Raw genomic sequence first — 19529 nt, forward strand, 5'->3', positions numbered from 1 at the left:
GGCGCCGCCGCTCAACGTGCTGCGCCTCGCGCTGCATCCCGAAGGACTGGCCGGGCGGACGGCGAACCTCGCCGAATGGAGCGGCCATCTGCTCGAGCGGCTGCACCGGCAGTGCGAGGCGACGGCGGATGCCGGGTTGCTCAAGCTCTACGAGGAGCTGAAATCCTATCCGATCCCGGCGCGATCGGCACCGCTCGCTGCCGACAGCGTCGTCATCCCGCTGCGGCTGCGGGTCGGCATGGACGTGCTGAGCTTCTTCTCCACGACGATGGTGTTCGGCACGCCCGTCGAGGTCACGCTGTCGGAGCTGGCGCTGGAGACCTTCTTCCCGGCCGACGAGATCACCGCCACCAGGCTGAAGGAGATGGTTACCGCGCTGTGACCCCGGCTTGTGCTGGCCCGCCACCGGCTTATCTTGGACCAAACGCCCGAGCGAACCTGGAGCGACGCGCATGAGCCTGAAGCCACTGATCATCGACGTCGTCTCCGACGTCGTCTGTCCCTGGTGCTACATCGGCAAGCATCGCATCGAGGAGGCGCTGAAGCTCGTGCCGGACGTGCCGGTCGAGTTGAACTACCGGCCGTTCTTCCTCAATCCCTGGGTGCCGCGCGAGGGCATCAGCCGCGAGCAGTATCTGACGACCAAGTTCGGCTCCGTGGAGGCCTACAAGGGCATCGCGGGCCGCGTGGTCGCGGCGGCGGAGGAGGAGGGGCTGAGCTACCGGCCCGACAAGGTCGCGCGCCAGCCCAACACCACCGACTGTCATCGCCTCATCCATTGGGCCGGCCAGATCGGCAAGGCGCCGGAGATGAAACAGCGGCTGATGGAATTGTACTTCCGCGACGGCGGCGATCTCACCGACACGGAGGTGCTGGTGCAGGCTGCCGCGGATTGCGGCCTCAATGCGGCCGTGGTCCGCAAGATGCTGGCGACCGAGGATGACGTCGCGCTGGTGTCGGGGCAGGCGCAGGAGGCGGCCGAGAAAGGCATCTCCGGCGTGCCGACCTATGTGTTCGCGCAGAAATACGCCGTCTCGGGTGCGCAGGACCCGCAGATGCTGGCGCAGGCGATCCGTCAGGTGTCGTCGGAAGTCAATGCGGCGGCTGCGGAGTAGTCCGGCCGGCTCGCCAGCGGCGGATCGCGTGAACCGCGCGCCGCGCCAGGCCGATGCCTTCGCGTCGGGCGATCAGCGCGGCGTGAATGATCTCGATGGCTGGATCGCGTGCGTAGAGCGGGATCAGCACGTCGCCGATCGCCAGCCGACCGCGCCAGATCGGATTGATCATGGGGTGGTCGGGACCTGCGGTGGAATCGGCGGAGCTGATCGCCGGGTCGCTGCAGAGGTGGCGCGTCAGATCGAGCGTCAGCTGGACCCCTGGCGAGTATTTTGCAAATCGCTCGTCGACCCCGAGCTTGAAGAAGAAGGCGCGGTCCCGATGGCGCAGCACGACGCCGGCGGCGACAGCGGTTTCTCCGGCCATCAGGCTGACGATCTCACAGGCCGCGTCCTGCGCGAGCGCCGGCGCTGCCCGCCGGATGAAGGCGGCGTCGCCGTCATGCTGGATCAGCGCGGTGCCGCGACGTCCCTTCCAGCCGCTCGCCTCGAGCGCCAGGAAGCTCTCGAGCGCAGTGGCGACCTCGTCGGGTGTGCGCGCAACCGCGAAGCGCACCGCGCCATGCTCGGCCAGCCGATGGCGCTGACGGCGCAGCTCCTTCAGCTTCTTGGCGCCGAGCGCATCGTGCAGCACCGTCTCGCCATCGCCGGTCGCATCGAGCAGAGCGCGTTCATAGGATTGCAGGAGGCGTGGACGCAGGCGCTGCTGACCCAGGACGGCGTCGAACGCCTGCATCACAGCACCCGCGATCGACATGTCGCGCATCAGGAGCGCACGGGCGCCCGCGCGTCGCGCGGCGTCGAGCAGCCGTCTCACCGCGAGATCCGGGCCGCCGGCGTCGAGCAGCGGCGTGCACAACGTGCCGTAGGGATGGCCGCTGGTGAGGACAGGCAGCGGCAGCCGGTAAGCGCGCCAAAGCGACGTCACAGGAGCAAGCCCGATGAGGCGCGGAGACGGCGCGTCGCTCCAGGCGGAGAGCGCCGAGACCCCCGTGCGGCCTTGCGCAGACGCGCTCACCGCGCGTTCCCAGCCAGGCAGGTAGTAGCCATTCGGCTCCAGCGCATCGCCGGCGAGTTGCCGCCATGCCGCATCGGTCACCGCATCGAGCGGAATCAACGGCAGGTCTGACGCGAGCACGCCGCCATGGATGCCGCGCCGTTCCGCTGCCGGCGAAGCATGTGCAATCGTGTGATCGATGATGTCAGCCACGTCCCGACAGTCCCCCGGAGCGCGCGCAACGTCGCGCAGTACGGCTGAATGGTATTGCAAAGCTGCCAAGAGAGGCCTTGCCGATCGGCTCAAATTTGCGCCGCCGGCTTAACCGAGCATTGACCACGGTCGCAGTTGCATCAGCGCATCAGCGCGACGTCGCGGAATGCGCCGACCAGCGGCTTCTCGAGCTTGCCTTCCATGCCCTGCAGGATCTGGTAGGCCTTCTCGCGCGCCATCACCGGCTTGTAGCTGCGATATTCGATCAGAGCCGAGAAAATGTCGGAGATCGTGAGGATGCGCGTCAGATCCGGGATGTTGTTGTCCATCAATCCATCCGGGTAGCCGCTGCCGTCGAGGAACTCATGATGATGGCGGACCGCGTTGAGCACCTCGGCGGTGATCGCGGCGTTGTCTTTCAGGGCTTCGTATCCCGCTATCGGATGGGTTTCGACCAGCGTGCGCTCCTTGACGTCGAGACGGCCCGGCTTATCGAGGATGGCCAGCGGGATCCTGGCCTTGCCGATATCGTGGAACATCGCGGCCATGTAGAGCCGCTCGAGATCCGAGCTGTGAACGCCGAGGCTCAGGCCGAAATCCACGGTGATGCCGGTGACCAGCAGACAGTGCTGATAGGTGCCCTCATGGTGACGGCGGACGGTCGCGAGCCAGTCCGAGAGGCCGTTTTCGGCGATACAATCCGCGATGTGCTTGCCGGCGCGACGCGTTTCCTCGATGTCGATCTCGGAGCCGCCCAGCACCGCCGCGAACATCGAGGCAATGCAGGACGCGCCTGCGAAGGCGGCCTGGCGGTCGTCGGTCGCGACGCTCTTGGCGGTCGGAGTGGCCCTCGCGTCGAGCAGTTTTCCGAGCAGCTGATTGCGACTGGGCGTGCTCGAGAGCACGCTCGTCGCGCCAAGCGCATAGGCCTGGACGGTCGACAGGCGGGACTTGTGGTTGGTCAGGAAGATGCGACGCGGAATGCGTGCGAGCCGATCGGAGATCTCCTTCAAGGCCGCGATGTTGTCGACGTCGCGGAGGTCGGCGGCAACGACAATGGCGTCGATGTTGTGGCCCTTGATGCCAGCGTCACCGATCAGTTCCGATGTAAGCGAGCAGCGCTCAGCCAGCATGCCGCGAAGCAGAGCTAGCTTGGCTGAGTCATCGCCGACAAGATGAACGTTCATGAAGAACCGGGTCCAGGATCATTCCACGTTGTGGCGGCGATGTTGCGGAACAATCGTTAAATTTGGCCCATTCGTTCGCTGGCCGGTCACCGGTTTACGTTAGCCGGGAACTAACAATCTTTGAGAAAAATGGTAGCAGGTTCCGCCGAGTTGCGTCTGGTGATCAGCCAAGGTCGACGGAGCTGATCGATGTCGCCTTTGGGTTGAATCACTTCGTCGGCATGATCGGCTTGAAAATTTCGGGATCACAGCTGTCGCTAGGGCCGGCGCGTCGCCGGTCAATGATCTCATTCTGTCGAATCGTCAGCCTGTAGGTTTGCTTGGGAAGCGGAGCGCCGGCTATCGAGACGATCCGGGCGCGCACGCATGCGGTCCACGCGTCGCCGCGATCGGTCCGCTTCGCGGATGTGGCCTCGAGAGCCCGCGGCTGCGTGGTGACCACGAAGATCATGTCGAGGTTCTTGCGGACGAGCAGCGCGACATCGGGTGGAGCTTCGGGCGGAGCAGGTTCCGCTTCCTTGACGCGCATGAATGCAGGGAGACGTGACTGGTTATCGGCGGCGCAGCCGGGCAGCAGCAGAGCCATCAGCAGCCCTACCTGTGACGCCGTCAGCCGCATGATCGATTTCGCCCCCGTGCGGCGCGGACGCTAGTCTGCGATCGCGGCAATGCTGCGGGAATCTCGTGCAGCAACGGTGTCCGATCGACGTGCGAGGCTTTGGTCGAGCTGGTTGGCGCTGTCGTGCGGCATTTGCTCTCGGCGGTGAACCGGGTCGCGAACCGGCTCGACCAACTGGCACGTCACGCGCAGATCGGAGATCGCCATGTTTCGCCACGCTCTCAGGGCCGCCTTGGTCGCAGGTGGCCTGCTGGCCGGTTTGTCATCCGCAATGGCCGAAAGCAGCAGGCTGGCGCTGGTGATCGGACAGTCGGCTTATCGGTCGGTCACCCCGCTGCCCAATCCGGCGAACGACGCCAAGGCGATGGCGAAAATGCTGGGAGAGGCCGGCTTCGATGTGACGACGGCAGCGGACCTGTCGCAGCGGGATCTGAACCGCGAGGTTGGCGATTTCGCCGCGAAGGTCGCGAGCAAGGGACCGGACACGGTGGCGCTGGTGTTCTATGCCGGTCATGGTCTGCAGATCGACGGTGAGAACTACCTGGTTCCCGTCGATGTCGATCCGCGTCGCGAGGCCGACATTCCGCTGCAGGCGGTGCGGCTCAACGATCTCCTCAACACGCTCAACTCGGTGCCGAGCCGGATGCGTATCCTGCTTCTCGATGCCTGCCGCAACAATCCGTTCCCGGCCATCAATCAGAGCGCGGGCCGCGGCCTGGCGTTGCTTGATACCAAGAGCGGCGCGCCGGGTACGTTCTTGTCCTATTCGACATCGCCGGGTGCGGAGGCCGAGGACGGCAGCGGCGCCAACAGTCCCTACACCACGGCACTGCTGCAGGCTGCCCGCGAGCCGGGCCTGCCGATCGAGGAAGCGTTCAAGCGGGTGCGCGTCGCCGTCAATAAGGCGACCGAAGGCCGGCAGACGCCATGGGATTCATCATCGCTGACCGAGGATTTCCGCTTCGTCGTCGCCGCTGATGCCAGCGCGGCCAATGCCGGGCCGCGGCCGGTGGCCGTGAAGCGCAGTGTCGACGAATGGAAGCGCAGCCTGCAGGGAAAGCCGATCGAGGCCGCCAACGAGATCATCGTCGGCGATGGCAGCGTCGAGGCCTACGAGGCCTTCGTCACGCTCTACACGGCTGCGCCCTATGGACCTCAGGCGCGGCAATGGCTGGACCTGCATAATCGGATGGCGGCCTGGAACGAGGCCGTGCTGATCAACACGGTTGCCTCCTATCAGGGCTTTCTCGATCGCTATCCTGATAGCGACTTGACGCCGACCGCGCGCAAGCTGATCGAGCGGCTGCGCAATCGTCCGGTGGTGCCGCCGGTCGTCGCGGCAGCCAATGCAGCCATTCCGGCGGCCGCGCCGGCGATCATTCCGACCAATGCCGCGGCCGGACCGACCTGTCCGTGCTCGCAGACGCCGACGCCGCGGAAATCTGAGACGCCCAAGCGGGTCGAGGAAAAGCCGGTGAGGAAGCGTGACGAGGATCCGCCGAAGCGCGCCAGTCGTCCGCCGCGCCGTGATCCCGGCGACGATGTCGTGGTCTATGCGCCGCCGCCGCCGCGGGAGTATTACGGTCCGCCGGTGCGGGTGGTGCCGCCGGTGAGCATCGGGGTCGGCATCGGTGGCGGCTATGGCGGAGGTGGCTACAGCCGCGGCCCTCAGAGCTATCCGACGCGCCGGGGTTATGGATACTGACGGTCATCGGGCAGGCGGCGGCGTTCGATCCCGTCATCTGTCCAGGTCGTCGCAGATGGAGCGATGGCGCATGCGGCGGCGTACCCTGGTGCGCTCGCCGCATCACGTCAGTCGAAGGCGACGCCGATCCGCTTGTCGTGGCTCCACACCGCGTGACAGCGCCGCGTGAACTTGTCGGCGGGGATCACCAGCGTGAAAGCTTCGGGCAACCCGACCGGGCTGACCACCTCGACCCGCGCGCCGGTGTCCGACATGTTGCGAACCATGCAATCGACCGCGCCGCCGCCGTCGAACGCCAGCCTGCCTTGCTTGAGCACCCGATGCCGGGGCGCGATGCGCTTTTCACTCGTCTCGCTCATGGCCTGTAACCCGATGCCGAATGGCGCCACCTTTCACGTCAAAAGCGCATAAAATAAATCAGGCCCCGGTTTCATTGGGATGAATCGGGTCATGGAAGGCCGGGCTGGCCTGTTCACGTTTTGTTAAACCTCCGTAGTCGTGCGGGACGTCAAGGTCCGGCATCAAAGCATCGCGAAGGCGCTCGACACCATGGCCGCGGGCTTGCCGTCGCTGGCGCTCGTCAGCGTCACCCGGCCGAAGCTCATGGTCCGTCCCATCCGCACGACGCGGGCCTCCGCCAGCACGTCGGACGACGCCACAGCGCGCATGAAATGCGTGGTTTGGTCGACGGTGGTCATCGGCCGGTAGCCGCCGCTTGCGGTGACCATCGCGATGACCATCGCGGTGTCAGCAAAAGCCATCAGCGCCTGGCCGCAGACCACGCCATTGTCGCGGCAAAGCCGTGATGAGAACGGCATGCGCAGGATGGCGCCCGGCTCACCTTGCACGGATGGCGCGATGTCCTCGACGATCAGGGCAAGATCCTTGATCCAGGGGGCGAACACGTCGTCCAGGATGCGTCGCGCCTGATCGATGGTGAAATCCGAGATGTCGTTCGGCACGCGCAAGATCCTCCCAATCGTTTCGTGACTTGTCGTTTCGTGTTGCGGGTTCGCTCCGGGCGGAGCGCCGTCCGAGCGCCACAGGCCTGCGGCTTGAAAAGGTCGGAGTTCGAATCCTATGATGAAAGCGGTACAGGCGACAGTCCGACGGGGCGCGAGATCGTCCGGACGCGGCGCCAGGACGCGCCGGTCCACGCTTGGCGCGGGGCGCAGCAATGGTATAAGGCGGCCGATACCGGGGAGTAGCCAATGAAGAAGCTGATCGTGACGATGACGGTCGCCTTGCTGGCCGGCTGGGCCATGCCGGCGCAGGCGCAGATGCCGAACATCAATCTTCTCGCGGATGGTCCGTCCAAGACCCCCGAGGAGAAGGAGGCCGACGCAGCGCGCGAGAAGGCCTACAAGGAAACCATCCGCAAGATCCCCGACGCCAAGACGAGTTCCGATCCGTGGGGCAATGTGCGCGCCGTGGAACAGCCCAAGGCGACTCCCCCGGTCAAGACCACGGCGGCCAAGAAGCCGAAGTCTGGCGCCAGCACCAACTGATCGGACCGTTTGCTCCGGCCCGGGCACAGGGCGACTCGGATTCCGCGCGGCCTCGTCTATATTGACGGGGTGGCAACGCGTTGGAGTTGGTCGATGGGGTTGCGCCCGCGAGACATTGCCAGCCGGATGGCGGACCGGCGCCGGAACGAGGCTGGGCGCGTTCGCGACGGCTACGTGCGCGATACGTTCACGCTCCCGCGCGAGGAAGCACGTGCCAAGGCACGGGATTATCTGACGCGCTACCCCAAGGCGGGCTACATGAGCGCGGTGGAAAGCTGGCGCGAGCTTCCCGATGGCGCCATCGAATTCACGATGCGGCGATTGCCGAGCGCGGATTGATCCGCCGTCCGCCGCTTACTCCCTCTCGCCGAGCAACTTGCGCGTATCGCGGTTGATGAAGTGAAGCCGGGTGCAGGCCTTGCACACCACGGTCTCATAGGCGCATGCGGGATCGCCCGGCTTTGGCTCTTCCAGCCAGTGCTGCACGTTCATTCCGGTGCGGGGACATTTGAAGATCAGATTACCCATACAAATTTAAGTGTCGGCCAGGATGGGGACTGGCTACTTGATCTAAATCAAGGTTGCCTGCCGAAATGACAGGCAGTCGCATCCTGCGATGCAAGTTTTGATGATTCGAACTGCTCTGATGCAATCCAGAATTGATCGGGCTCGGGTCTCAGGCCTGGTCAAGCGACTCGGCGACGATCCTGATGCGAAACACCGGTTGCCGCGCCTCATCGAGCAGCTCCATCTGCCACTCGGAGTTCTCGGCGAGCTTGCGCGAGATGCTGCTGGCCATATCGGCGCAGACCGTGGTCATTTCTTTCCACGCTGCATTGCGATCGGCGCATTCAGTCCCATACTCGGACGCGCCTGAGAAGTGGCCGTTACGGATACGAAAGAAATAGAGCGGCATTGCCAAAACCGGTGAGCCCTGACCGCCCCAGGCCGCTGGGTTTGATGAACGCAGCGTAAATGGAGGCGCAAAAGGCCCCTGGATCAATTCCGGTAAAATACGGTCGCTCGCCTCGCCCGCGAGGGCTGTTAGTTGCGAGGCCGACATGTGCGGCTCTTGCAGCAACATGCGGACTTATGGGAGGCGAACGCATGAGCCTCGGACCGACCCGATCCGAGGCTCGGCATCAGCGTCGTAGCTTCCCGCGAGGGCAGTTCGGCAGTGACAAGATCATCATAGAAGCGGTTGCCCGGCGCGCCTTGCGTCACATCAAGGTTGCAAAAGATTGCTGAGATCATGCACCCCGTCCGGCATGGATCGAGATCCGCTCCGGCGTGACCGCCAGGCGGTAGACCACTTCGGTCGACCCGTCGACCGTCCCGAGCAGATCATCACAGGCCGGACAGCGTCGATCGCCGGCGCGACCACGTTGCGAATAAAGCTCGATGCGCAGAACGATCCGTTCCGGGCACCGCACGAAATGCAATGTAGATCACCGGGTACCGCGAGCGCCCAGCCTGACGTCGAAAGCCCTGGACCAAGGGTCCAGGGCTTTCTTTGGGCGCGGATGGTTTCAGGGCCGTGCGCCTACGTGTGACGGATCTGCAGAAGCAATCTGCAGATTGCACTTGCGGGTGTCATGGAAGGGGAGACGCACATCTCTCGGCCGAGTGAGCCAGTCGACATGCGCCGCCGATGATCGAACACGAACAAACAAATCCAGGGCTATTCAAAATTCGTCGTGCGCTCATTACGCGCTTCCTACCACAACCAAAAGTTTATCGCAATGTTTGACGCGTTTCAAGAATGGACCCCCTGTTCGGTCCGGCGCACGACCTCGGTACCGGCCTAACCACGGCATCCTCGTTCGACGGTCTGCGGCGCGCCCAAGCGGACAACAACGTCCTGCGATGTGGAACACGTCTGCTTGGCGATCCGCATTGGCTGTCGTGCATCATATCCGCCGCAACCGCGTGGCGTACTCGCTTCGTTGCAACTAAGGCGGGAACTGGCGGGTCCATGGAATTGCCGTTTGTTAGGATAATCCAGAAGTGCGATCGGTGAGGGCGCTCGTCTGCTGTTAGCAACGCAGCCGCGATGGTCCGCATCGAACGTGCGACCGCGTGGAGAAGCACGGGAACCTCGCCGCGCGTTGCACGAAAACCGTGCGCCTGCTCACACGATGGGCCGAACAAAAGCAGAAGACGGCCGGGAACTTCGTTCCTCTCAGGAGAACCACGGACGTGCGGTGTCCGCACGTGAGCGGAAGTCCGGTTGTTTCAAGGAAAACTTCTGACGAGCGTGATTATGCCGACGATGGCTGCGTTGAAGTCGGCGAGATCTTCGCTCGGAATCCAGTACTCGAGATGGTCGCGCCCGCCGGCCTCTCGGACGTCATAGCGGTCGATGAACTCTCGTCGAACTTGAAAGCGCAGAACATGGCCGCTGCCGCTGGCCGGCACATTCCAGTCGCGCGCAATCTTCACCGCATAGTCCTCTGTCAGAACCGGATAGAAGATCGGCTGCTCGGGCAGGCGTGGCGGAAACGCACGCATGCCCGTGGCCTCGATCAGGGCGAGCTCCTTCGGGCCGACGGGGCGCCACAAGGTGAGGGTAGGTGTGGTGTCAGGCGTCATGAGGTTCTCGCGCGCGGAGCGCCGCTCTCAACCAGATACAAGACCGAAGTGCCGTTGCAAGCGTCCGATAAGCTCTACAATTTCTGATAGAGAGCGAGCCTGTCGCAGGTGAGGAACAATAGGATCGAGTGAGGCTGATGGCTTGCTGAAATCAGCGCCGTCTGCTCCGCCGGTCTCGCGTCTGGTTCAACCGTCTGCCTGATCGTTGCCCCGCGATGACCGCGCCACCGTACCGGACCTCCGGCGCTCGGTGGCCTTTGCTCTTGCTCGTGACATAGCTCCTCTGGCTCCCCCTTGGCTCAGTCCCGCCCCCCCCCCACGGCGGCCCCTGAAGCTGGCAAACGATCAAAAGAACATATTGCGAACAAAGAACAGATCAGGTACATTCACCTCAAGATTGTTGCCCGGCCTCGTTAACCATTTGTCCAGCCCGCGAATCCCCGCCATAAGGAGCGCCAATGTCCGCCACCGCCCTGCGTATCGTCGAAGGTTCCTCCATGGATAAGAGTAAGGCGCTCTCCGCTGCGCTGTCACAGATCGAGCGCCAGTTCGGCAAGGGCTCGGTGATGAAGCTGGGCAAGAACGACCGCTCGATGGATGTCGAGACGGTCTCGACCGGTTCGCTCGGGCTGGATATCGCGCTCGGGATTGGCGGCCTGCCGAAGGGGCGCATCGTCGAGATCTACGGGCCGGAATCCTCGGGCAAGACCACGCTGGCGCTGCACACCGTGGCGGAAGCGCAGAAGAAGGGCGGCATCTGCGCCTTCATCGATGCCGAGCATGCGCTCGATCCGGTCTATGCGCGCAAGCTGGGCGTCAATATCGACGAGCTCCTGATCTCGCAGCCGGATACGGGCGAGCAGGCGCTGGAGATCTGCGACACCCTGGTGCGCTCCGGCGCTGTCGACGTTCTGGTCGTCGATTCCGTGGCGGCGCTGGTGCCGAAGGCCGAGCTCGAGGGCGAGATGGGCGAGTCGCTGCCGGGCCTGCAGGCGCGCCTGATGAGCCAGGCGCTGCGCAAGCTGACGGCCTCGATCAACAAGTCCAACACCATGGTGATCTTCATCAACCAGATCCGCATGAAGATCGGTGTGATGTACGGCTCGCCGGAGACCACCACGGGCGGCAACGCGCTGAAGTTCTACGCCTCGGTGCGCCTCGACATCCGCCGTATCGGCGCGATCAAGGAGCGCGACGAGGTGATCGGCAACTCCACCCGCGTGAAAGTGGTGAAGAACAAGCTGGCGCCGCCGTTCAAGCAGGTCGAGTTCGACATCATGTACGGCGAGGGCGTGTCCAAGATGGGCGAGATTCTCGATCTCGGCGTCAAGGCCGGCATCGTCGAGAAGTCCGGCGCCTGGTTCTCCTACGACAGCCAGCGGCTCGGGCAGGGACGGGAGAACTCGAAGACGTTCCTCAAGACCAACCCGGATATGACTGCCAAGATCGAGGCTGCGATCCGCCAGAACTCCGGCCTGATCGCCGAGCAGATTCTGGCCGGCAACGCCGAGCGCGACTCCGACGACGAGGAGCCGGCGGAGGAGTAGGGGCCGCAGGTCGTCAAAAGAGATCAAACGGAACGGGCGCCGGTCAGTGGACCTCGGCGCCCGTTTTGTTCTTGAGGGGGTTCTAGGAGGGGCCGCTGGCGCGCGTCGGCCCGACAGGCCGCGGTGATTACTACCGGCCTTCGCAATTGACGCGTCGTCCCCTTGTCGGGATGCGGCCCGATCTCAGTCGGCTGTAGCCCACCCACGGTCATTCGGGGTTCGATCATCGACGCGCATACGCATCGATGATTGCCCGGAATGACGGCAAGAGAGCAGCAGCTCAGCTCGTCGTGACAGGGACGAACTGAGAGCGCGATTACTCCGCCGCCTGGGCGTAGTCGCCGATCGGCGGGCAGGAGCACACCAGGTTGCGGTCGCCGTAGACGTTGTCGACGCGGCCGACCGGGCACCAGTACTTGTCGGTTCGCGAGGTGCCGGCGGGGAAACAGCCTTCGCTGCGGCGGTAGGCGCGGGTCCACTCGTCATCGGCGATGTCGTGCACCGTGTGCGGGGCGTGGCGCAGCGGTGAGGCCTCGATCTTGAAGCGGCCCTGTTCAACCTCGGCGATCTCCTTGCGGATCGCGATCATGGCGTCGCAGAAGCGGTCGAGCTCGGCCTTGGATTCCGACTCGGTCGGCTCGATCATCAAGGTGCCGGCGACCGGAAAGCTCATCGTCGGCGCATGGAAGCCGTAGTCGATCAGCCGCTTGGCGATGTCATCGACGGTGACGCCGCTGGTTGGCTTGAGCGGGCGCGGATCGATGATGCACTCATGCGCCACGCGGCCGCGCTCGTTGCGATAGAGCACCGGGAAATGCGCATCCAGCCGCGCCGCGACATAGTTGGCGTTGAGGATTGCGATCTCGGTGGCCCGCGTCAGGCCCTCGCCGCCCATCAACAGCATGTAGATGTAGGAGATGGTCAGGATCGAGGCCGAGCCATAGGGCGCGGCCGAGACCGGGCCGACCGGATGCGGGCTGCTACCGTCGGTGGCGGGGTGGCCAGGCAGGAAGGGTGCGAGATGCGCCTTGACGCCGATCGGGCCCATGCCCGGGCCGCCGCCGCCATGCGGGATGCAGAACGTCTTGTGCAAATTGAAATGGCTGACATCGGCGCCGTAGTCGCCGGGACGGGCGAGGCCGACCTGGGCGTTGAGATTGGCGCCATCGAGATAGACCTGGCCGCCATGCGCGTGGACGATGTCGCAGATGTCGCGGATGTGCTCCTCGAACACGCCATGGGTCGAGGGATAGGTGATCATGATCGCCGCGAGCTTTTTGCTGTGCGCCTCCGCCTTGGCCAGGAGGTCGGCGAGGTCGACATTGCCGCCTGCGTCGCAGCCGACGACGACCACCTCCATGCCGACCATGTGCGCGGAGGCCGGATTGGTGCCGTGGGCGGAGGAGGGGATCAGGCAGATCGTGCGGTGGCTCTCGCCGCGCGCCGCATGATAGCCGCGGATCGCCAGGAGCCCGGCATATTCGCCCTGCGCGCCGGAGTTGGGTTGCAGCGACACCGCGTCGTAGCCGGAGATCCGGCACAGCCAATCTTCGAGGTCGGCAAACATCGCGTGATAGCCCGCGGCCTGGGCGCGCGGCACGAACGGATGCAGGCTGCCAAATTCCGGCCAGGTCAGCGGGATCATCTCGGTGGTCGCATTCAGCTTCATCGTGCAGGAGCCGAGCGGAATCATCGCGCGGTCGAGCGCGAGGTCGCGGTCGGCGAGCTTGCGCAAATAGCGTAGCATCTCCGTCTCCGAGCGATGCGCGTGGAACACCGGATGAGTCAGGTACGGCCGCTGCCGCTTCAACTCGGCCGGCAGCGCCTCGTGCGCCTCAGCTTCCAGCGCCGCGTAGGAGAGCTCACCACCAAACGCGCGCCAGACCGCTTCGACGACATCATCTGTCGTCGTCTCATCGAGCGCGATGCGGAGCCTGCTGCCGTCGCGGCCGAGATTGATCCGCTCGCCTTCCGCGCGCGCGATGATCGAGGAGGCCTTGGCGCCGACCTCCACGGTGACCGTGTCGAAGAAGGCGTCATTCGCCGGTGCAAAGCCGAGCTTGCGCAAGCCGGCCGCCAGCACCGCCGTCCGGCGATGCACCGTGCGCGCAATCGCCTTCAACCCTTCGGGGCCGTGATAGACCGCGTACATCGCGGCGATCACCGCCAGCAGCACCTGCGCCGTGCAGATGTTCGAGGTCGCCTTTTCGCGGCGGATGTGCTGCTCGCGGGTCTGCAGCGCCAGCCGATAGGCGGGCGCGCCGCGCGAATCGACCGAGAGGCCGACGATGCGGCCAGGCAGCGAGCGCTTCAGCGCGTCGCGCACCGCCATGTAGGCGGCGTGCGGCCCGCCATAGCCCATCGGCACGCCAAAACGCTGCGCCGAGCCGATCGCGATGTCGGCCCCGAGCTCGCCGGGCGAGGCGATCACGGTCAGCGCCAGGAGGTCCGCGGCGAGAATGGCCAGCGCGCCCTTGTCGTGCAGCTTGGCGATGGCGGCGCGCGGATCGCGCAAGGCGCCGGTCGTGTCGGGATACTGCAGTAGTCCGCCGAACACCTCGGCGCCTTCCAGGTCCTTCGTAGGATCGCCGACGATCAGCTGCCAGCCCAGCGGCTCGGCGCGGGTGCGCAATACAGCCAGTGTCTGCGGGTGAACGTTCCGGTCGACGAAGAACGCCTTGGTCTTCGCCCGCGCCGAACGCTCCGCCAGGGCCATCGCCTCCGCCGCCGCGGTGCCTTCGTCGAGCAGCGAGGCGTTGGCGACGTCGAGCCCGGCGAGGTCGCAGATCATGGTCTGGAAGTTGAAAAGCGCCTCCAGCCGGCCCTGGCTGATCTCGGGCTGATAGGGCGTGTAGGCCGTGTACCAGGCCGGGTTCTCGAGGATGTTGCGCTGGATCACCGCCGGCATGAGCGTGCCGGAATAGCCCTGGCCGATCAGCGAGGTGAACACCTGGTTCTGCGCCGCCAGCGCGCGCATGTGCGACAGTGCCTCGGTCTCGCTCAGGGCAAGGCCGATGTCGAGCGGGGCAGCCTGCCGGATCGTTCCGGGCAGGGTCTGCGCCATCAGCTCCGCGACGCTCTTGGCGCCCACGGTCTCCAGCATCGCCGCGACGTCGCGCGGAGACGGACCGATATGGCGGCGGGCGAAGCTGGTGGCGGCATCATCGAGCGGCTTGAGCGGCGTGGTCATGAGGGCCTCGCTGGAAGATCCAAAGTTGGTGTCATCGTCCGTCCCCGGGTCTCGCCTCCGGCGAGCCCGAGGACAGGCTGCAGCGGACGATCCAGTACGCCGAGGCGTCTCTGTTCGACCGCTGCCGCCGGTGAGTACTGGAGGCCCCGCCTGCGCGGGGCATGACGGCGGGTGTGGCGGCCCGCGGAGTCATTACGCCGTGTGCGCCTTGTAGGCGGCCGCATCCATCAGGCCGCCGAGCTCGGATTTGTCGGCGATCTTGAGCTTGAAGAACCAGGCCTTGCCGTCGGCATCGGTGTTGACCAGCGCCGGCTCGTCGACGATCGCCTGGTTCACCTCGACCACCTCGCCTGTGATCGGCGCGTAGACGTCGGAGGCGGCCTTGACCGATTCGACCACGGCGGCGGCTTCCGTCTTCTTCAGCGCGCGGCCGACCTGCGGCAGCTCGACGAACACAACGTCGCCGAGCTGCGCCTGCGCGTAGTCGGTAATGCCGATGGTGGCGACATCGCCCTCGATGCTGAGCCATTCATGGTCGGAGGTGTACAGCGTGGTCATGGACGTCCTTCAGCGCTTTTAAGGATCAACGTTTGTAGGTATTGGGAACGAAAGGCGTGGCGGCGACGCGCAGCGGCAGCCGCTGCCCGCGCACGTCGGCGAACAGCTGGGTGTCCAGCGCGGCGAGGGCGGTCGGCACGTAGCCCATCGCGACTGGCGCGTTCAGCGTCGGACCGAAGCCGCCCGAGGTGACCTTGCCGACCGGTTCGGTCGAGTCGGCGGTCGCGAACAACGTCGCGCCCTCGCGCACCGGCGCGCGGCCCTCGGGCCGCAGGCCCACCCGGCGGCGCGTCGCGCCACCGTCGAACTGCGCCAGGATCTTGTCGGCGCCCGGGAAGCCGCCGGCGCGCGCGCCGCCTGATCGCCGGACCTTCTGCACCGACCATTCCAGCGCCGCCTCGACCGGCGTCGTGCCGGTGTCGATGTCATGGCCGTAGAGGCAGAGCCCGGCTTCGAGCCGCAGGCTGTCGCGGGCGCCGAGGCCGATCGGCAGGACGTCCTTGTCGGACAGCAGCGCTTCCGCAAGCTGCTCGGCCTTGTCGGCCGGCACCGAGATCTCGTAGCCGTCCTCGCCGGTATAGCCCGAGCGCGAGACGTAGCAGGCGAGCCCGTCGACCATGCGCGGGCCCGAATCCATGAACCGCATGGTCTCGGCGTCTGCACAGAATTTCGCCAGCACGGATGCCGCCTTCGGACCCTGCAGCGCCAGCAGCGCCCGGTCGGTCAGCGGCTGCACGTCGCAGACGTCTGACAATCCGTCGCGCAGCAACTGGGTGTCCGCCTCCTTGCAGGCGGCGTTGACCACCAGCACCAGGTGCTCGCCGAAATTCGCCACCATCAGGTCGTCGAGAATGCCGCCCTGTGCATTGGTGAACTGGGCATAGCGCTGGCGGCCCGCGGGAATGCCGACGATGTCTTGCGGCACCAGCCGTTCCAACGCCGCTGCTGCGTCGGCCACCTTGCCGGATTTCGGCACCAACGCGACCTGGCCCATGTGGGAAACGTCGAACAGGCCCGCGGCGGCGCGGGTATGGAGGTGCTCCTTGAGCACGCCGGGCGCGTATTGCACGGGCATCTCATAGCCCGCGAACGGCACCATCTTGCCGCCGAGGCTGACATGCAGCGCATACAGCGGTGTTCGTTTGAGAGAAGTGGAGAGAGCAGCAGCCGGTTCAGCCATCAGGGGTCCTCGCGCGGTTCCTCGGGACCAGTCCCGAAAAACACCACCGAAGCCCCATCTGTCGCTGTGCCTGAGAGTATTATCCCGTCGGCGGACGCCTCCCGGGTTCTGGCCGGTGAAGCGTCTCTTTCCAGATGCAGTTGAAGTCGCGAGGGTCCTTTTGCCTGAGAGTTTCCGGGGCGGTTGCTCCTTCGGCGCCGATCCCTTGAAGTTCAACCAGAACCTCAGAAGACCGATCTCTCCCGACGCGACTAACGTCAGTGCGCCGACAAAACACCAGCTCACCCGAGCTGTCAACGCGTCACCGTGGCTTTCAACCAGCTTTAGGAGCCGTGCAGCAACCCCATGATGTTTCTGCACAGTTTCTGGACACGCGATAGTCCCTTGTCTAAAAGCAATGCCGCCGAATTCCCGGACTTCTTCGATTGGATTGCTATGAGCGGCGTCAACGAGATCAGGTCGACCTTCCTCAATTTCTTCGCTGCGAACGGCCACGAGATCGTGCCGTCCTCGCCGCTCGTGCCGCGCAACGACCCGACGTTGATGTTCACGAACGCCGGCATGGTGCAGTTCAAGAACGTCTTCACCGGCGTCGAGAAGCGGCCCTACAACCGCGCCACCACGTCGCAGAAATGCGTCCGGGCGGGGGGCAAGCACAACGACCTCGACAATGTCGGCTACACCGCCCGGCACCACACCTTCTTCGAGATGCTCGGCAACTTCTCCTTCGGCGACTACTTCAAGGAGAACGCCATCGAGCTCGCCTGGAAGCTCGTCACCAAGGAGTTCGGCCTCCCGAAGGACAAGCTGACCGCGACCGTCTATATCGACGACGACGAGGCGTTCGGGCTGTGGAAGAAGATCGCGGGGCTGCCGGAGTCGCGCATCATCCGCATCGCGGGCTCGGACAATTTCTGGCAGATGGGCGACACCGGCCCGTGCGGCCCGTGCTCGGAGATCTTCTACGACCACGGCGACAAGATCTGGGGCGGCCCGCCGGGCTCGCCGGAGGCGGATGGCGACCGCTTCATCGAGATCTGGAACCTCGTGTTCATGCAGTACGAGCAGCTCGAGGGCGGGGTCCGTAATCCCCTGCCGAAGCCGTCGATCGACACCGGCGCGGGCCTCGAGCGCGTCGCCGCGGTGCTGCAGGGCAAGCACGACAATTACGACATCGACCTGTTCGTCGCGCTGATCCGCGCCATTGCCGACCTCACCAATGCCGACCCGCAGGGCCCGCAGAAGGCGAGCCTACGTGTCATCGCCGACCACCTCCGCGCCTCGTCGTTCCTGATCTCCGACGGCGTGCTGCCGTCCAACGAAGGCCGCGGCTATGTGCTGCGCCGGATCATGCGCCGCGCGATGCGCCACGCCCAGCTGCTCGGCGCCCGCGAGCCCTTGATGCACAAGCTGGTCGGCGCGCTCACCCGCGAGATGGGCCAGGCCTATCCGGAGCTGATCCGCGCCGAGGGACTGATCAAGGAGACCCTGCGGCTGGAAGAGACCCGCTTCCGCAAGACGCTGGAGCGCGGGCTCGCCATCCTCGACGAGAAGTCGGCCTCGCTGTCGAAGGGGGACATGTTCGACGGCGACGTCGCCTTCACGCTGTACGACACCTATGGCTTCCCGCTCGACCTCACCCAGGACGCGCTGAAGTCGCGCGGCATCAGCGTCGACCAGGCCTCCTTCACCGACGCCATGGAGCGGCAGAAGGCGAAGGCGCGCGCGGCCTGGGCCGGCTCGGGTGAGGCGGCCACCGAGACCGTCTGGTTCCCGCTGCGCGAGAAACTCGGCGCCACCGAGTTCCTCGGCTACGAGACCGAGACGGCCGAGGGCGCCGTCACCGCGCTGGTCAAGGACGGCGCCGAGGTCGACAGCCTGAAGGCCGGCGAGAGCGGCGCGATCGTGCTCAACCAGACGCCGTTCTATGGCGAGTCCGGCGGCCAGGTCGGCGACACCGGCGTGCTGACCGGCGAGGGCGTCCGCGTCCGCATCACCGACACCCAGAAGAAGGCCGGCGATCTGTTCGCGCATATCGGCACGGTGGAGCAGGGCACGCTCAAGCTCGGCACCCCGCTGCAGCTCGAGGTCGATCACTCCCGCCGTTCGGCGATCCGCGCCAACCATTCGGCGACCCACATCCTGCACGAGGCGCTGCGCCAGGTGCTCGGCGACCACATCGCCCAGCGCGGCTCGCTGGTCTCGCCCGACCGCCTGCGCTTCGACTTCGTGCACCCGAAGCCGATCACGGCGGAGGAGCTCGCGCGCGTCGAGGACATCGCCAACGACGTCGTACTGGAGAATGCCGAGGTCACGACCCGGCTGATGGGGCTCGACGATGCCCGCGAGGCCGGTGCCCGCGCGCTGTTCGGCGAGAAATACGGCGACGAAGTTCGCGTCGTGTCGATGGGCAATGCCGCGCGCGACCACGGCGCCAATGCGATGGGCTGGTCCGTGGAGCTCTGCGGCGGCACGCATGTGAAGCGCACCGGCGACATCGGCCTGATCGCGGTCACCTCCGAGAGTGCGGTGGCCTCCGGCGTCCGCCGCATCGAGGCGCTGACGGCGCGCGGCGCCCGCGCGCATGCCAACCACAATCTCTCGCTCGCCAAGGCGGCCGCGGCCGAGCTGCGCACCACCGTCGACGAGGTACCGTCGCGCATCGCCGCGCTGATGGAGGAGCGCAAGAAGCTCGAGCGCGAGCTGTCGGATGCGCGCAAGAAGCTCGCGATGGGCAGCGGCACCTCGATCGGCAACGGCTCGCCGGCAGCCGGGGTTCGTGACGTCTCCGGCATCAAGCTGATGGCGCGCGCCGTCTCCGGCATCGAGATGAAGGACCTCAAGTCGCTTGCCGACGAGGCCAAGAAGCAGCTCGGCTCCGGGGTGGTCGCGCTGGTGGCGACCTCCGAGGACGGCAAGGCCGGCGTCGTCGTCGGCGTCACCGCCGATCTCACGTCGCGCTTCAACGCGGTCGAGCTGGTGCGCGCGGCGTCCGAGGCGCTGGGCGGCAAGGGCGGCGGCGGCCGGCCGGACATGGCTCAGGCCGGCGGCCCCGATGGATCCAAGGCGGAGGCTGCGCTGGCCGCGATCGAGAGCGCGATCAGCAAGGCCGGCTGAC

General features: G+C 65.7%; 20 protein-coding genes and 1 riboswitch. Of the genes, 7 read left to right on the forward strand and 13 right to left on the reverse strand.

Features of this window, described 5'->3' with window-relative positions; all coding sequences use genetic code 11:
* Both BRAO375_RS09600 and BRAO375_RS09605 read left to right on the forward strand, forming a co-directional pair.
* The coding region (locus BRAO375_RS09600) for an MmyB family transcriptional regulator (RefSeq protein WP_035639783.1) at positions 1–382 on the forward strand (382 nt) is incomplete at its 5' end.
* Between the two features lie 70 nt (positions 383–452).
* Complete coding sequence (locus BRAO375_RS09605; protein WP_009027275.1) at positions 453–1115, forward strand: DsbA family oxidoreductase; 663 nt, start codon at positions 453–455, stop codon at positions 1113–1115.
* On the opposite strand, the gene BRAO375_RS09610 is transcribed toward BRAO375_RS09605, so the two are convergent.
* From BRAO375_RS09610 to BRAO375_RS37925, 4 genes are all read right to left on the reverse strand, one after another.
* Positions 1093–2325, reverse strand: coding sequence for a GNAT family N-acetyltransferase (locus BRAO375_RS09610; RefSeq protein WP_009027276.1), 1233 nt, complete (start codon positions 2323–2325; stop codon positions 1093–1095). The two genes, BRAO375_RS09605 and BRAO375_RS09610, sit on opposite strands and share 23 nt — an antisense overlap.
* A 140-nt stretch (positions 2326–2465) precedes the next feature.
* Complete coding sequence (locus tag BRAO375_RS09615; RefSeq protein WP_009027277.1) at positions 2466–3512, reverse strand: HD-GYP domain-containing protein; 1047 nt, start codon at positions 3510–3512, stop codon at positions 2466–2468.
* Between the two features lie 208 nt (positions 3513–3720).
* On the reverse strand, positions 3721–4131 hold the full coding sequence (locus BRAO375_RS09620; RefSeq protein WP_009027278.1) for a hypothetical protein: 411 nt from the start codon (positions 4129–4131) through the stop codon (positions 3721–3723).
* Positions 4132–4161: 30 nt separating this feature from the next.
* A complete protein-coding gene (locus tag BRAO375_RS37925) occupies positions 4162–4338 on the reverse strand; it encodes a hypothetical protein (protein ID WP_175345310.1) in 177 nt (58 codons plus the stop codon).
* On the opposite strand from BRAO375_RS37925, the gene BRAO375_RS09625 reads away from it, so the two are divergent.
* Positions 4337–5836 carry a caspase family protein gene (locus tag BRAO375_RS09625; protein WP_009027279.1) on the forward strand — a complete coding sequence of 500 codons (1500 nt, stop codon included), beginning with the start codon at positions 4337–4339 and terminating at the stop codon, positions 5834–5836. The two genes, BRAO375_RS37925 and BRAO375_RS09625, sit on opposite strands and share 2 nt — an antisense overlap.
* A 107-nt stretch (positions 5837–5943) precedes the next feature.
* On the opposite strand, the gene BRAO375_RS09630 is transcribed toward BRAO375_RS09625, so the two are convergent.
* Positions 5944–6195 carry a PilZ domain-containing protein gene (locus BRAO375_RS09630; RefSeq protein ID WP_009027280.1) on the reverse strand — a complete coding sequence of 84 codons (252 nt, stop codon included), beginning with the start codon at positions 6193–6195 and terminating at the stop codon, positions 5944–5946.
* 162 nt (positions 6196–6357) lie between these two features.
* Positions 6358–6798, reverse strand: coding sequence for a PaaI family thioesterase (locus BRAO375_RS09635; RefSeq protein ID WP_009027281.1), 441 nt, complete (start codon positions 6796–6798; stop codon positions 6358–6360).
* Between the two features lie 249 nt (positions 6799–7047).
* On the opposite strand from BRAO375_RS09635, the gene BRAO375_RS09640 reads away from it, so the two are divergent.
* Both BRAO375_RS09640 and BRAO375_RS09645 read left to right on the forward strand, forming a co-directional pair.
* On the forward strand, positions 7048–7344 hold the full coding sequence (locus tag BRAO375_RS09640) for a hypothetical protein (protein WP_009027282.1): 297 nt from the start codon (positions 7048–7050) through the stop codon (positions 7342–7344).
* A gap of 93 nt (positions 7345–7437) precedes the next feature.
* On the forward strand, positions 7438–7683 hold the full coding sequence (locus BRAO375_RS09645) for a hypothetical protein (protein WP_009027283.1): 246 nt from the start codon (positions 7438–7440) through the stop codon (positions 7681–7683).
* A 15-nt stretch (positions 7684–7698) separates the two neighbouring features.
* Here the strand turns inward: BRAO375_RS09645 and BRAO375_RS37930 are convergent, their stop codons facing one another.
* The 4 genes from BRAO375_RS37930 to BRAO375_RS09660 all read right to left on the reverse strand — a co-directional run bounded on the left by BRAO375_RS37930 (position 7699) and on the right by BRAO375_RS09660 (position 9873).
* Positions 7699–7872 (reverse strand): hypothetical protein, encoded by a 174-nt coding sequence (locus BRAO375_RS37930; protein ID WP_006610147.1) that lies wholly within the window; start codon positions 7870–7872, stop codon positions 7699–7701.
* 148 nt (positions 7873–8020) lie between these two features.
* Complete coding sequence (locus BRAO375_RS09650) at positions 8021–8260, reverse strand: DUF6894 family protein (RefSeq protein ID WP_012045383.1); 240 nt, start codon at positions 8258–8260, stop codon at positions 8021–8023.
* 334 nt (positions 8261–8594) lie between these two features.
* A complete protein-coding gene (locus BRAO375_RS09655) occupies positions 8595–8786 on the reverse strand; it encodes a hypothetical protein (RefSeq protein WP_052536078.1) in 192 nt (63 codons plus the stop codon).
* A gap of 793 nt (positions 8787–9579) precedes the next feature.
* A complete protein-coding gene (locus tag BRAO375_RS09660) occupies positions 9580–9873 on the reverse strand; it encodes a hypothetical protein (protein ID WP_083842454.1) in 294 nt (97 codons plus the stop codon).
* Positions 9874–10394: 521 nt separating this feature from the next.
* Between BRAO375_RS09660 and recA the strand changes: the two genes are divergently transcribed.
* Complete coding sequence (gene recA, locus BRAO375_RS09665; protein ID WP_006610143.1) at positions 10395–11483, forward strand: recombinase RecA; 1089 nt, start codon at positions 10395–10397, stop codon at positions 11481–11483.
* 316 nt (positions 11484–11799) lie between these two features.
* On the opposite strand, the gene gcvP is transcribed toward recA, so the two are convergent.
* From gcvP to gcvT, 3 genes are all read right to left on the reverse strand, one after another.
* A complete protein-coding gene (gene gcvP, locus BRAO375_RS09670) occupies positions 11800–14673 on the reverse strand; it encodes an aminomethyl-transferring glycine dehydrogenase (RefSeq protein WP_009027288.1) in 2874 nt (957 codons plus the stop codon).
* Between the two features lie 192 nt (positions 14674–14865).
* Positions 14866–15231, reverse strand: coding sequence for a glycine cleavage system protein GcvH (gcvH, locus tag BRAO375_RS09675; RefSeq protein ID WP_009027289.1), 366 nt, complete (start codon positions 15229–15231; stop codon positions 14866–14868).
* A 25-nt stretch (positions 15232–15256) separates the two neighbouring features.
* On the reverse strand, positions 15257–16411 hold the full coding sequence (gene gcvT / locus BRAO375_RS09680; protein ID WP_009027290.1) for a glycine cleavage system aminomethyltransferase GcvT: 1155 nt from the start codon (positions 16409–16411) through the stop codon (positions 15257–15259).
* 142 nt (positions 16412–16553) lie between these two features.
* A riboswitch (glycine riboswitch) is annotated at positions 16554–16666 on the reverse strand.
* 180 nt (positions 16667–16846) lie between these two features.
* Between gcvT and alaS the strand changes: the two genes are divergently transcribed.
* Positions 16847–19528 carry an alanine--tRNA ligase gene (alaS, locus tag BRAO375_RS09685; protein ID WP_009027291.1) on the forward strand — a complete coding sequence of 894 codons (2682 nt, stop codon included), beginning with the start codon at positions 16847–16849 and terminating at the stop codon, positions 19526–19528.
* Position 19529: the final 1 nt, after the last annotated feature.

The organism is Bradyrhizobium sp. ORS 375 (genome assembly GCF_000239775.1).
Lineage (GTDB): Bacteria > Pseudomonadota > Alphaproteobacteria > Rhizobiales > Xanthobacteraceae > Bradyrhizobium.